Genomic DNA, 13,509 nt, shown 5'->3' with positions numbered 1-13,509 from the left:
GAAAGATGATCACCGTCAACAATCTGAGTCTGCAATTCGGCAAGCGCGTCCTCTATAAGGACGTGAACCTGAAATTCACCCCCGGCAACTGCTACGGCATCATCGGTGCAAATGGCGCAGGAAAGTCCACCTTTCTCAAGCTGCTCGCGGGCGAGATCGAACCGACGGGCGGCATTGTGGACATTACACCGGGCGAGCGCCTTGCCGTTCTGAAGCAGGATCACTATGCCTACGACGAAATCGAAGTGCTGCGCACGGTCATCATGGGGCATCCGCGCCTCGTGGAGATTATGGACGAGAAGGACGCTCTCTACGAAAAGCCCGATTTCTCCGACGAGGATGGCATGCGCGCCTCGGAACTCGAAGCGGAGTTTGCCGAACTCGACGGCTGGAACGCAGAGACGGAGGCGGCACAGCTGCTCAATGGTCTTGGTGTGCCCGACGCGAAGCACGGCCTCAAGATGAACGAGCTTTCCCCTGCGGAAAAGGTGCGCGTCCTGCTCGCACAGGCACTCTTCGGCTCGCCCGATATCCTGCTTCTCGACGAGCCGACAAACCACCTCGATGTGACCTCGATCAACTGGCTCGAGAACTTCCTTGCGGACTTCCCGAACACGGTCATTGTTGTGTCGCATGATCGTCACTTCCTCAATCAGGTCTGTACCTACATCTGCGATGTGGACTTCGGCAAGATTTCACTGTTCGCGGGCAATTATGACTTCTGGTATCAGTCCAGCCAGCTCGCTCTGCAAATGGCAAAGGACGCAAACAAGAAGAAAGAAGAAAAGATCAAGGAGCTCCAAACGTTCATTCAGCGGTTCTCGGCAAATGCGTCAAAGTCGCGCCAGGCGACTTCGCGCAAGAAACTGCTCGACCGCATCACACTCGATGATATCAAGCCATCCACGCGCCGCTATCCTTACATTGCCTTTACCCCCGACCGCGAGGCGGGCGATCAGCTGCTGACCGTCGAAGGACTGTCCAAGGAGGCCGATGGCCGTCAGCTCTTCAAGAATGTCAGCTTCACCCTCAAGAAGGGTGACAAGGTCGCTTTCGTGGGGCCAAACGGCGCGGCGAAGACGATGCTGTTCAAGATCCTCATGGGCGAGGAGGAGGCGGATGCGGGCACGTTCAAGTGGGGGGTCACGACGACGCAGACCTACCTCCCCTCCGACAACACTGCCTATTTCGATGGGGTAAAGCTGAACCTTGTCGACTGGCTGCGCCAGTACTCAAAGGATCCAGACGAGACCTTTGTACGCGGCTTCCTCGGGCGCATGCTCTTCTCGGGTGAGGAGAGTCAAAAGCGCGCAGAGGTTCTCTCGGGCGGTGAGCGCGTGCGCTGTATGCTCTCGCGCATGATGCTCTCCGGTGCAAACGTGCTCCTCTTTGACGAGCCAACCGACCATCTCGACCTTGAGTCGATCACAGCACTCAACAACGGACTCATGTCATTTGGCGGGACGATTCTGTTTGCCTCGCGTGACCACGAGTTTACACAGACCGTTGCAAACCGCATCATTGAGATTACGCCCGTCGGCGTTGTGGATCGCATCTCGACCTACGACGACTTCCTAAGCAACGAGACCGTGAAGCAGCAGCTTGCGGAGAAGTACAGGGCGGCAGAGTAATTTTTCAAAAACGGGGAATCCGAGTGCTTCACGACACTTACGGGAGGTGAGATCATGCTTGGCACACTCTTGCATGGCACGGAGAGCAGGAACGCCGCCCTGCGTCTGCGTGAGATGGTTGCCGTCCTGCGCCGCCACGACATTGTGCACGGGCTGACGCCGACGAAGCTGCGCGCCATCTTTGAGGATCTTGGTCCGACCTTCGTCAAATTTGGGCAGATCATGAGCATGCGCCCCGACTTCCTTCCGACGGAGTACTGCGATGAGCTGATGAAGCTGCAAACCGGAGCGCGCCCCCTCCCCTTCCCCGTGATTCTCTCCATTGTGGAGCAGGAATACAACCGCGAGTGGAACAAGGTATTCCGCATGATCGACAGCACGCCGCTCGGCTCTGCGAGCATAGCACAGGCACACCGCGCGACCCTCACCTCCGGCGAGGAAGTGGTCATCAAGGTGCAGCGCCCCGGCATCCACGAGGTCATGCGCATGGATCTCACGCTCATGAAGCGTGCCGCCACCATCATTCGCCTCGTCAACCGGAGTGATAGCAATGTGGTGGACTTCCGAGCGCTCATGGATGAGATGTGGAACATTGCAAAGCAGGAGATGGACTTCCTCATTGAGGCGGGACATATCGAGGAATTTACCCATCTCAACCGCGACAACCCGTTCATCTCCTGTCCGCACGTCCTACGCGACCTCTCCACGCAGTATATCCTCGTCATGGAGTACATCGACGGCATCTCACTCGATCAGACCGACGCCCTGCATGCAGCCGGTGTCAATGTCACGCAGATCGGGCGACGGCTCGGAGAGAACTACGCGAAGCAGATCATCGAGGACGGATTCTTTCACGGCGACCCACACCCCGGCAACATCCGTATTCGAGGCGGCACGATTGTATGGCTCGATCTCGGCATGATGGGGCGTCTCAGCAACCGTGACCGCATGGCACTGCGGCGCGCGATCCTTGCGCTTGCGACACACGATACCTTCGAGATGAAGGCAGCGGTTCTCGCGCTCGGCATTGTGCGCGGACGCATCAATCACGCCCAGCTCTATCAGGACATCGATGTCCTCATGGAGCAATATGGCTCGCTTGATTTCAGCGACGTGCACATGGGCGTGCTGACGAATCAGATCCTCAGCATTCTGCGTATGCACCACATCGGCTGCCCGAGCGGGCTTGCCATGTTCGCGCGCGGCGTCATGACCGTGGAGATTGTCATGCGCCGCTGTGCCCCCGATGTCAGCTTTCTTGAGATCTTTGCACGCAGCCTCTCCTTGGGGCTTGTGCATGGCATGACATGGCGCGAGGGACTCTCAAAGGCACGGCAGGAGGGGATTATGCTCCTGCGCAAGTCCGTGCAGATCCCCGAGCAGCTTGCCGATCTTCTCAAGATGACAATGAGCGGTCAGGCAAAGCTCAACATTGACCTGACCGGCTCAGAGGAACCCGTGCAGCGCTTCGACAAGATGATCAACAAGCTCATCATTGCCCTTTTGTGCGCCGCACTCCTCATCGCATCCAGCACGATCTGTACGACGGATATGAAGCCGCAGCTCGGCGGCATCCCCGTCCTCGGCATCCTCGGTTACCTCATTGCATTCATCCTGAGTATTCGGCTGATCTGGAACATTCATAAGGGGGTGTAGCTTATGCGCGGTATTCGCGGTGCCATTACGGTCGGGCGCAACGACAAAGAAGAAATCTGGCAGGCTGCGCAAGAGCTTGTCACGGAGCTGCTGCGCACGAATGGCATTACGTCCGAGGACATCGGCGCAGCGATTTTCAGCGTGACCGAGGATCTGACAGCGGCATTTCCGACGGCGGGTGTACGACGCATTGCGGGCTTTGATCTCGTGCCGCTCTTTGATGCACGTCAATGCGCTATAGAGGACAGTCTCCCCCGCTGTATCCGCGTTCTTCTGCTTGTCAATACAGATGCCGCACAAACAGACATTCATCATGTCTATCTGCGCGCAGCAGCAAAACTCCGCCCCGACCTTGAGGGCTGAACGCACAAAAAAGCACCGCTCATGCGGTGCTTTTTTGTACTTTTTTCTCAGCGCTTACGCATCCACTCGGGAATGTCGATGACCCCCGCTCCAGTGTTCGGTTCGACGACATTCATGCGGCGGTTATTCACTGCACTGCCCGTATTTATGTTCGGCGGAACGATTGCCGCTGCGGGACGTGCCTGCGGCTGCGCGGGCTGTACGGGATCCTTTGGTGCAGATATGCTGCTGCTCCCCATGCCCGGCATGGAGATCCAATCTGCCGTGAGTCCTACAGCAGTATCCTCCTCGGCGGCTGTGTCGCTGTCCGTATGACCAAATCCGGTCGCGACAACGGTGACGCGCACACTGTCCTCAAGGTTCTCGTCCACGCCGATGCCCCATATAATATTTGCCTGCCGCCCATTCGACGCATTCATAATGACGCTGTTCAGCCACTCGGACGCCTCGTTGACCTCAAACATGCTGAGGCTTCTGGAGCCCGTGAAGTTCATAATAACGGAGGTTGCACCCTCGATGCTGGTCTCAAGCAGCGGTGACTCGATTGCAGCCTTTGCCGCTGCAACAGAGGCACCCTCGCCACGCGCCTCTCCGATGCCCATGATCGCGGCTCCACCGTTCGCCATTGTGGTCTGTACATCCGCAAAGTCGAGGTTGACAACGCCCTGATTCGTGATGAGATCGGTGATGCCCTTAACGCCCTGCCAGAGGACGTTATCGACCTTGCTGAACGCCTCGGTAACAGGGGTGCTCTTGTCGATGATCTTCATGAGGCGGTCATTCGGGATCGTGATAATCGTATCGACGTGCTGCTGCAGATTCGTGATGCCCAAATCCGCATTGCGTGCGCGCTTCATTCCCTCGTAGGAAAAGGGACGCGTCACAACCGCAACCGTCAGTGCCCCGAGTTCACGTGCACACTCCGCCACAACAGGCGCTGCACCCGTACCAGTGCCGCCGCCCATACCGGCGGTAATAAAGACCATATCCGCGCCGCGCAGTGCCTCGACAATCTGATCGCGGCTCTCCATCGCTGCCTTCTCACCAATCTCCGGACGTGCCCCCGCACCGAGTCCGCGCGTGCTCTTCCCACCAATCTGAATGCGCAGCGCTGCCTTCGCCTGCAAGAGTGCCTGTGCGTCTGTATTGATTGCAACAAATTCGACGCCCTGTAAGCCGGAGTCGATCATATTGTTGACTGCATTACCGCCGCCGCCGCCTACACCGACAACGATGATCTTTGCGAGTTCTTCAAAGTTATCATCCATTTCGAACACAGCTTCAGCCTCCATATTTTGTCTGTATCATGTTCTTCTATCAATAAATTATAATTGTCCTCGCATATTCTACCATGAAATTATCTATATTTCCATAGCAAGAAAAATTTTTACACTCCTTTAGGAATTGCCAGATTTATTCCGTTTCCTGTACCGCCGCCCTCTCCGCCACAAATAAATAGTGAGCAGCAAGACGCCCGCCCATGCCGCTGTTCCTACTGCATTTCCCACAGTGCTGTGTGAAAGCGGCGCCCCCATTCCAATGAGGGAAAGCAGGGCAAAGACGGCGGGCAACATCCATACGTCTACAGCGGAGCACGTTTCGGTTAAGAGGACAGGTGGGATTTCCTTTTTGCGCCGGCTGCGCTGCCCCCACCCAGCGAAACCGCTCACAATGACAATGACGGTCAGGAGGTCGAGTACTGCCCAGAGAATTTTGAGTGGCATAGTCTCATGGTTCCGCGTGTGGAACGGGCGCAGTGCGTCACACAGCCGAATCCACCCCGGGAGGGGCTGTGTAATATGCGTCAGCCCCTCCTCCGTACGGATAAGGTACACCTCCTGCCCGCGAGACATCGAGGGGCGCGTCTCATCTGTCAGCGTCATAACGGCTAGAGCGTCCTCGTCAGCCGCTGCAAGATAAAGGAGATCCTGATTCTGAAAATGCGTCTGGGCGTAGACGATCATCTCCTCATATCCGACGGGCTCCTCGTTCCTGATGTCCAGAGGGAGTGCCGCCTCCACATCTGCCCGATAGCTGCCATATCCGATGATATAGACGGCAATCGCTATGCCACTGAGGGTCATGAGCACCGCCCATACCGCAGTGATCATGCCGAGAAAATTGTGCCAGTCGAAGAAATTCCCCGCAGATGTTCCACCGCGCGTCCCACCGAAGAGATGCCGCCGCATAAAAGACGGATAGAGCAGAATACCACCCACAATGGAAAGGAGGGAGAGAATACACATAACCGTGAGAACAATCAGCCCGACGTAGCCCATCGACATTCTCAGATGCAGATCGTGCATTGTCCCCATAAATTCGGCAAGCATCGGAGATTTGACATACGAGCTGCGCCACGGTACGATCTCACCGCTTTCTGGGGCATAGGCGAGACGAGCTCTGCGCATGTTGCCATGGTCGCCCTGCCATATAAGGCTGTATAAAAGCACGCCGCGCTCGGCGTAGGCTGCAATCGCATCCACTCGGCACCCCGGCATCTCCGCCGCAAATTGTGTAAGACCTGCCGCCATCCCGCTCCATAGTTCCTGATAGGAGAGTTCACCGAAATTCGGCCGCTCATCGATCTCATTCCAACGATAGACATCCCCACTGAAGATCAACGGCAACCCCGTTAGGCAGAGCAGCAGAAAGAAGGCACCGCAGATTGCGCTGATCCAGCGGTGAAGACGGTAGAGTATTTTCATGAGATGATCCTTTGCAATAGAGACACTTGTGAAATTGCTGCAATATTCATATCGAAGCATTCTTACGGGTTGTAAACAACAAATGAAGGGACTGCTGTACGAAGACAAAAATTTCTTTGTACAGCAATCCCTTCAGAACAAACGTGTTTTTTTAGAATGAGCAGGTCGTACCGAAGGTATAGGTTCTCTCGTTCGCCGCTTCACCCGCATAGTATTTGCGGTTGAGGAGATTCTCTATGCCGAACTGCAGTTTAACATTCTCGTTTATTTTGTAATTGAGATACAGGTTGGTCACAAAGAAGCTGTCCTCCGATCCATATTCCCCCGTAACCGCATCCACCTGCTGTCGTGCAGCAATGTACTGTGCGTCCAGAGTGCCATTAAAACGATCACGGTTGTACTCAATGCCGAATCGCATCATATACTTCGGCAGGTACCAGTCACGCTCAGTCGTTCCGCCATACGTATCCTCGCCGGACTCAAAGGTACAGTTGAAGTACGTCCGCCAGTCGCGATGGAAACGGTGCTTCAGCTCAAATTCCGCCCCCTTGATCATTGATTCATTTATATTATAGTATGCGCGCACGCGATCCCTCGTCGCAATCGCAATTTTATCCGCAGTATCCACACGGAAGAGCGTGAGTCCATAGGAGGTGTCCTTATTGATCTTCTGCTTTATTCCAAGCTCAAATGTGCGGGAGATTTCCGGGGTCAAATTCGGATTTGCCTGGATGGAGCGCGCACTGTCCCCCGCACGACGATACAGCCGATAAATCGATGGTGGATTAAAGGACTTCCCATAGCTCACATAGAGCATGGTATCTTTCTGCGGCTCGTAACTAACTGCCAGCTTCGGACTCCACGCATGGAACGATGTATCTTCGTAGTCCTTGCGTACGGAATTGATATAGGAGTAGCCGTCCTTTTTGTCAAAGCGGTCATAGCGCATTCCGAGCTGTAGTTTCCAACGTGCGTCAAGTGCCAGTTCATCCTGCACAAAGAGTGCGGTGGACATCACGGAGCCGCCACTTTGCTGATACGGTGCTGCATAGACTGAACTCCAATCCTTCCAGTGCAGGAGATCGTATCTGCGATAGCGCATCTTATCCTTCATCCACGAAAATCCGGCAAGCACGGTATTGTTCCCGACCATCCACTTCTTTTGCAGATCTGCATTATAGTTCTTTGTCGGGTACTCTGCACGGTCTCCGGCTCCCGTCCAATCAATACTTGTTGGTCTATCAGCGCTGGAATACCCATCCTTCCATGCGTTACTGTAGCCAATCCCCGCCTTGAAATCGTTCTTCGTATCCTCATAGCGCAGCTTGTGAATATCCTGCTCTCTCCTGCCGAGATAACCGAGGAAGTCATCAGGCGTGCCACTGATATAATTTCCGTTTGGTAGAAGCACGATGCCCGAAAAAGTGGGCTTACCGGCAGAATCACGGAAATAGGTGATGGGATCATGATAGGAATATTCATAGGAAGCGTGCAAATATGAATAGCCGAGTGAGCGGTTCTTGTCGAACGCATAGTTCAGATCGACATAGGTATTCTCGCTTTCCTTCTTCTTTGCACCGCGGCTTCCCACAATATAGTCGCCGGAGGACAGTTTCTTAAACGAGACTGTTGCATCGGGCGTATAGCCTGTATCATACCACTCTTCCGCAGTGACAGCATGTCCGACCCATCCGTCCGAAGTACGCTTTTCATAGCCAACACGGAAAGAAATGTTTTTATCACCGCCCGTAACCTGAAGCCCGCGCTGCCACGTATTGTTGCTGCCGCGCAGCAGATCGACCTGACCGTGAATCTGTTGCTGTTCACCATCGCCGGGGGCTTGCGCCTTCTTCGAGATGATATTGATAACCCCCGCGACGGCGTGACCGCCGTAGAGAGAGGACGCAGCACCACGCACAATCTCAATGCGGTCAATATTAGCCAACGGAATGGAGTCCCAGTTCACGCCGCCGTCAAAGGCAGTATTGAGCATCTGTCCGTTATACATGACGAGAATATCTGCACCTGAAAAACCACGCAGCATGACACCATCCTTGACATCAGCCGTCGGCGAGACATAGATCCCCGCTTCCCTTGACAGCGCCTCACGCAGACTGAACACATGCCGTTTTTCAAGCTCTCTTGAGGTAATTACAGTAACGTTGGCGGGAACTTTCATGAGAGGCTCTGTGAGACGCGTCGCTGTCACAATTGTCTCTCCAAGCTCATGATTGTTCGGCAATGCGCTGAGAGTGGTGTCCGTTCTGTTTTCCACCTTGTCAGACGGTGTCAGTTCGTCAACGGAATTGCTTGCGGCTGCCCCCGCAAGTGAGGTATTGCTTCCTGTCAGCGCACAGAGAGCCGCAAGTGTGAGACATTTCTTTTTCCATGGATTCATTTCGTGAGAGACTTCCTTTCTCCTCCTAAAAATACGACAGAGTTCATGACATAGAAACAGCCCCGTTTCATCCAAACGAGAAACAGGGCTGAATATTTCACTGCATCATGACAAAAGCACAATACAAACATACACACCACAAAATTCGATGTGTATAGGAATCGCTGATAAAATAAAGTCTGTCAGATTTGCGTAGATTTTTTGTCCGAACAAGAAGACAAACCGGACGCATAGCAAGGGCTATGTGGAGGATTTGTCGACACAGTGCGGGCAAAAAAGATACGTCAAGATGGCGGGCTGAATTTATCAGTGCTCCCTATAATCCCCTCCCCATCACTCGTAGGTCAATCGGTGATTCTAAATCAGGCAGTTCTCCTGGCTCCAGTTCATCGTTTCTCTGCACCTTCCCAGTTTTCCCAGTGGCATATTGCAGAGGAACTCGCTGTTACAGTGGCGGGACCGCGTCGGCTTTAACCGACTTCCCTATTAAGTCTTGCGACACCTGACCGAACATTATGCTGTTTTAAAATGAAATGATCTCTTTCAAAGAAGAATATCACTCTGTGATATTCTTGTCAATTATATTATCGGAAACTTTCAGAACGAGATAGTGGTAGAGAGAAGACAGAATTTATTGTCTAATCTACTCCACACCGTCCCGATAGTCCTTGAGCAGATAGCGGCGCAGGATGGCAAGGTTTTTGAAGATGCGGAATCCGAATGCGAGCAGTGCCACGTAATAAAGATCGATGCCGAGGCGGTCGCCGATAAAGACAAGTGCCGCTGCGAGCAGTGTATTGGAAAAGAAGCCCGTGACAAAGACGTGCTTGTCAAAGCGCTCCGCGACCGCTGCGCGCAGCCCGCCGAACGCCGCATCGAGTGCCGCGACGAGTGCGACGGAAAAAAGTTTCGAGTACGCAAGGGGAATCACAATCGGACTGTTATAGCCGATGAGGAGTCCAATCGCAAGGCTGATGATGACGATGTAGATCATTTGCTTCCCTCCTCACGCTCTGCGGTCTCACGTGCATAACTCTGGCGAATGCTCCCGCGATAGGGGGGGATGTAGACATCATCGCTCACTTTGATATCGAGCTGGATGCCCCAGACGCTCAGTGTCTCCACGACACCACCGCGCATGCGCAGAGAGTTCTCAAGCGACTTCTTGTCGCCGATGGCGCGAATCTCAAAGGGCGCGGACGAGCGGACATTGTTCACGGAGAGCGTTGGTCCCGCGCAGCGAATCTCGGAGATGCCTGTGAGACGCTGCCCGTTGACAGAGATCGCCTCCGCGCCCGCTGCACGCAGTTCATTGATAACACGCAGGAGATCGTCATCGTGAATGACGTAGAGGTTTGGATTCTCGCCCGCCTTCACGGGCTTCGTGCTGTCGTCCATGCGCACAATGACGCCCTCTCCCTCAAGCGGGACAAGGGCGGCACGATAGCGCAGCATGTCCTGATCCTCCCGATTGCCCACCTCAATGGCGGCAGCCTGCATCTTGCGCAGCTCCTCACCGAGTTCGTCTCGCTCGTGCTCGGTCTGAAGCAGTCGATCAGAGATCTCCTCAATGCGCTGCTGAGAAAGGCTCCCCTTCCCATCCTGTGCCGTGCGGAACTGCACGGCAACCATAAATCCAATCAATACGCAGACGAGTGCAATAAGCCACCCGCCCTGCCGAAATTGTTTCATTTATTTCCCCTCTGTCACTTTATCCGCGAGTTTGATGAATGGCGCGTCATAGCTGAAATCGACAAACTCCACGGTATGACGCGTGGTCTTTTGATCCTGCAAAAAATCCTGTGTGAGGCCTGCCTTATCCGGTATCCCATCCAGCTGTCCCAGACGGATCGGCAAGGCAGTCTTTGTATAGGCGACAACGGCAGAGGGCACGGTGATATTGACCTCTGAGATCTGCCCGATGTCCGCAGGGTCAATCTTGCCGAGGAAGGTAATCACCTTCGCAACCTGGGCGTTGTCATTGTCATCACCGATGTAAAGATCACGCAGCTTCACCCCCGTGATGATGGGGATGTCTGCCCCCTTGAGCGAACGGTAGCTGGCGATGACCTTCCCCTGCCGGTCAAAATCCAGATAACCGTAGTCACACGCGACGGTAGCAACAGGAATGCGCTCGACAATGTCCATCTCAATCTTGTTCGGCAGCTGACGCCGGACGACGGCGGACTCGATGCGCAGATCGTGCAGCAGATTCGCCGTCATGGTATCCGTCTTGAGTTCAAAGAGCCGCTGACCGTATTGAATCCGTGCGATTTCGCAGAGTTCATCCGTATCCAGATGGACGTTGCCGCGCACGACAAGCTGCTGAAAGGTGAAGAGCGGCGAATAGATGAGGGCGGCGATCACAGCACTGGTACAAAGGAGGTAGAACGCCCCCTTTAGCACACGACGAGAACTCATCGGCGGTATCCTGCCATCGCGAGGATTCGGGCGCAGAGTTCGGGGAATTCAATGCCCATGGCACGTCCGGCATCCGGGACGAGGGAAACCTTCGTCATACCAGGCACGGAGTTGATCTCAATCGCATACGCCTCACCCGTCTTGCTGAGCACGATATCGACGCGTGCCAGCCCTGCACAGCTGCACGCCCTGTATGCACGGACGGCAATGTCCTGCACCATCGCCGTGCACTCTGCGGAGAGGTCTGCGGGTACAATGTGCTGCGAGGCACCTGGGGTATATTTGCTCTCATAGTCATAGCGTCCCGATGTGGTTGTAATCTCAATGATCGGGAACGGCTCTGCCGCCGCCGGCGTTCCCCACACCACGACGGTCAGTTCCCGCCCGTCGATGAAGTCTTCCACAAGGATCTCGTCCCCATAGGAGAACGCCGCATCCATCGCAGACAGCAGCTCCTCGTCCTTCGTCACGATGTATACGCCAATGCTCGATCCCTGCTCGGGCGCCTTGACCACAAGCGGCAGATCGAACGCCGTGCGAATGCGCTGTGCCGTATGCGCATCTCTCTCCCCTGCACGAATGGAAAGAAAACACGGCGTTGGAATCCCCTCTGCGCAAAAAATGCGCTTCGTCATCGTCTTGTCCATCGTGAGCGCGGCGGCGCGCACGCCCGATCCGGTGTAGGGAATACCAAGCATATCCAACAGCCCTTGCAGAACGCCGTCCTCACCGTACTTCCCGTGCAGTGCATTAAATACAATGGCGGGGCGGAGCTTTTGAATCTCCTCGGCAAAGGTTTTTGGCTCCAGTTCCATGCCGACGGCAGGATAGTTTTTCGTGCGCAGAGCCTCAAGAATCGCCGCCCCCGAGTTACGCGATACTTCAGCCTCCGTGGAAGGTCCGCCCATGACGACGACGACGGGCTGCTCCCCCGCGCCGGCGGTTCCCGCCTTCAACTGTGCGACCAGTGCCTCACCGACCTCTAGAATGTTGCCCGCGCCCATCGTGATGACGAGATCCCCCGCTCGTACGTGCTGCGCAAGATAGCGTTCGAGGTCGGCTCGTTCCGGCAGATAGACAGCATCCTGCCCCGTCTGTTTTGCGACCTCCTCCATCAGTGTCTCCCCACTGATGCCTGGGATCGGTGCCTCTCCTGCCGCATAGACATCGGTCAGGAGAAGCAGATCGGCATTTTTGAAGCACGATCCGAACTCCTCACGCAAAAGCTGCGTGCGCGAATAGCGATGCGGCTGAAAGACGCAGATGAGACGACCGGGGGTCGTCTGTCGTGCCGCCGCGAGCGTCACGGCAATCTCGGTCGGGTGATGGGCGTAGTCGTCCACCACCCACACGCCGCGCTCTTTCCCCTTCGTCTGGAAGCGACGCTTCGCTCCGTGGAAGCCTGCGAGTGCGTCCTGAATCTGGGTGAACTCCACCCCCGCAAGGCGTGCAACCGCAATGCAGGCAAGGGCATTGAGGACATTGTGCCGGCCGGGGATGTTGAGAGAGATGCGCCCCAGCTCCGTACCGCGCTCAAAGACGGTAAAGGAGATGATGGAGCCATGCGTCTCGATGTCCGCCCCACGGTAGTCCGCATCTGCATCAATGGCGTATGAAATGACCCTGCGCGGTGTCTCGGCTGCAATCTGGCGCAGAATCTCATTTTCGAAGCAAAGAATGGCTGTGCCATCCTCGTCCACTTGATCGACGAACTGACGGAACGCCGCGATGATCTTTTCCATCGTGCCGTAGTGATCCATGTGATCGTCCTCGACGTTCGTCACGACGGCGACATGGGGATGCAGCTTGAGAAAGGAGCCGTCGCTCTCATCGGCCTCGGAGACGAGATATCGGCTGCTGCCAAGCTTCGCATTCGTACCGAGGTCGGGCACCTCTCCGCCGACGATGATGGTTGGGGAGATCCCCACGCGGTCAAGCGTGACACCGATCATGGACGTGGTCGTTGTCTTGCCGTGCGATCCCGCGACGGCAATGCCGTCGTATTCGTTGACAAGTGCGGCGTTGATATCCGAACGGTGCAGCTTTGGGATGCGCAGATCCCACGCGGCAATCACCTCCGGATTGTCGTATGGGATTGCCGTAGAGACGACAATGGCATCCGCACCGCGCACGTTCTCTGCGCGCTGCCCATCTGTCCATACACGCGCACCGAGGCGCACGAGTTCCTCGATGATGGACGATGAGCCCTGATCGGAGCCGGACACCTTGTATCCCAGCAGGAGAAGAATCTTTGCAAGAGGACTCATGCCCGCCCCGCCGATACCGACAAAATGAATGTTGTGAATCCCCTTCAAATCCTTGAGCATCGCTCTTA

10 protein-coding genes, 1 pseudogene and 1 riboswitch are annotated in these 13,509 nt (G+C 55.3%); of the genes and pseudogenes, 4 read left to right on the top strand and 7 right to left on the bottom strand.

What is annotated here, in order from left to right:
* The first annotated feature begins 5 nt into the window (after positions 1–5).
* The 3 genes from C8273_RS05155 to aroH are packed head-to-tail and all read left to right on the top strand — an operon-like array spanning position 6 to position 3,650.
* The gene (locus C8273_RS05155) at positions 6–1,631 is read left to right on the top strand and encodes an ABC-F family ATP-binding cassette domain-containing protein (protein ID WP_106626687.1); all 1,626 of its coding nucleotides are present in this window, start codon (positions 6–8) and stop codon (positions 1,629–1,631) included.
* Between the two features lie 54 nt (positions 1,632–1,685).
* Positions 1,686–3,287, top strand: coding sequence for an ABC1 kinase family protein (locus C8273_RS05150; protein WP_106626686.1), 1,602 nt, complete (start codon positions 1,686–1,688; stop codon positions 3,285–3,287).
* A 3-nt stretch (positions 3,288–3,290) separates the two neighbouring features.
* Entirely contained in the window at positions 3,291–3,650 is a 360-nt protein-coding gene (aroH, locus tag C8273_RS05145) for a chorismate mutase (protein ID WP_106626685.1), read from the top strand.
* 47 nt (positions 3,651–3,697) lie between these two features.
* On the opposite strand, the gene ftsZ is transcribed toward aroH, so the two are convergent.
* The 3 genes from ftsZ to C8273_RS05130 form a co-directional block, all read right to left on the bottom strand.
* A complete protein-coding gene (ftsZ, locus tag C8273_RS05140) occupies positions 3,698–4,942 on the bottom strand; it encodes a cell division protein FtsZ (RefSeq protein WP_199821002.1) in 1,245 nt (414 codons plus the stop codon).
* Positions 4,943–5,047: 105 nt separating this feature from the next.
* On the bottom strand, positions 5,048–6,355 hold the full coding sequence (locus C8273_RS05135; protein WP_106626683.1) for a PepSY-associated TM helix domain-containing protein: 1,308 nt from the start codon (positions 6,353–6,355) through the stop codon (positions 5,048–5,050).
* Between the two features lie 151 nt (positions 6,356–6,506).
* Positions 6,507–8,753, bottom strand: a complete 2,247-nt coding sequence (locus tag C8273_RS05130) for a TonB-dependent receptor (RefSeq protein ID WP_106626682.1) — start codon at positions 8,751–8,753, stop codon at positions 6,507–6,509.
* A 196-nt stretch (positions 8,754–8,949) separates the two neighbouring features.
* Between C8273_RS05130 and C8273_RS13080 the strand changes: the two are divergent.
* Positions 8,950–9,071 (top strand): annotated as a pseudogene (locus C8273_RS13080) (secretion protein HlyD); the annotation flags it as partial.
* Between the two features lie 30 nt (positions 9,072–9,101).
* A riboswitch (cobalamin riboswitch) is annotated at positions 9,102–9,274 on the bottom strand.
* A gap of 122 nt (positions 9,275–9,396) precedes the next feature.
* Here the strand turns inward: C8273_RS13080 and C8273_RS05115 are convergent.
* The 4 genes from C8273_RS05115 to murC are packed head-to-tail and all read right to left on the bottom strand — an operon-like array spanning position 9,397 to position 13,501.
* Positions 9,397–9,747, bottom strand: coding sequence for a small basic family protein (locus C8273_RS05115; protein WP_106626681.1), 351 nt, complete (start codon positions 9,745–9,747; stop codon positions 9,397–9,399).
* On the bottom strand, positions 9,744–10,445 hold the full coding sequence (locus tag C8273_RS05110) for a DUF881 domain-containing protein (RefSeq protein ID WP_106626680.1): 702 nt from the start codon (positions 10,443–10,445) through the stop codon (positions 9,744–9,746). The genes C8273_RS05115 and C8273_RS05110 overlap by 4 nt, the downstream gene beginning before the upstream one ends.
* Positions 10,446–11,174, bottom strand: a complete 729-nt coding sequence (locus C8273_RS05105; RefSeq protein WP_106626679.1) for a cell division protein FtsQ/DivIB — start codon at positions 11,172–11,174, stop codon at positions 10,446–10,448.
* A complete protein-coding gene (gene murC / locus C8273_RS05100) occupies positions 11,171–13,501 on the bottom strand; it encodes a UDP-N-acetylmuramate--L-alanine ligase (protein WP_106626678.1) in 2,331 nt (776 codons plus the stop codon). The genes C8273_RS05105 and murC overlap by 4 nt, the downstream gene beginning before the upstream one ends.
* Positions 13,502–13,509: the final 8 nt, after the last annotated feature.

The sequence above is a fragment of the Candidatus Centipeda massiliensis genome, from assembly GCF_900290285.1.
Classification (GTDB): Bacteria; Bacillota; Negativicutes; order Selenomonadales; family Selenomonadaceae; genus Centipeda; species Centipeda massiliensis.
The sequence above is the reverse complement of the archived record's forward strand: the minus strand, read 5'-3'. Positions and strand labels throughout refer to the sequence as shown.

Bases quoted from the DNA above. Each gene is read 5' to 3' on its own strand.
- C8273_RS05155 (WP_106626687.1), top strand. From the start codon at position 6: ATGATCACCGTCAACAATCTGAGTCTGCAATTCGGCAAGCGCGTCCTC.
- C8273_RS05150 (WP_106626686.1), top strand. From the start codon at position 1,686: ATGCTTGGCACACTCTTGCATGGCACGGAGAGCAGGAACGCCGCCCTG.
- aroH (WP_106626685.1), top strand. From the start codon at position 3,291: ATGCGCGGTATTCGCGGTGCCATTACGGTCGGGCGCAACGACAAAGAA.
- ftsZ (WP_199821002.1), bottom strand. From the start codon at position 4,942: ATGGAGGCTGAAGCTGTGTTCGAAATGGATGATAACTTTGAAGAACTC.
- C8273_RS05135 (WP_106626683.1), bottom strand. From the start codon at position 6,355: ATGAAAATACTCTACCGTCTTCACCGCTGGATCAGCGCAATCTGCGGT.
- C8273_RS05130 (WP_106626682.1), bottom strand. From the start codon at position 8,753: ATGAATCCATGGAAAAAGAAATGTCTCACACTTGCGGCTCTCTGTGCG.
- C8273_RS05115 (WP_106626681.1), bottom strand. From the start codon at position 9,747: ATGATCTACATCGTCATCATCAGCCTTGCGATTGGACTCCTCATCGGC.
- C8273_RS05110 (WP_106626680.1), bottom strand. From the start codon at position 10,445: ATGAAACAATTTCGGCAGGGCGGGTGGCTTATTGCACTCGTCTGCGTA.
- C8273_RS05105 (WP_106626679.1), bottom strand. From the start codon at position 11,174: ATGAGTTCTCGTCGTGTGCTAAAGGGGGCGTTCTACCTCCTTTGTACC.
- murC (WP_106626678.1), bottom strand. From the start codon at position 13,501: ATGCTCAAGGATTTGAAGGGGATTCACAACATTCATTTTGTCGGTATC.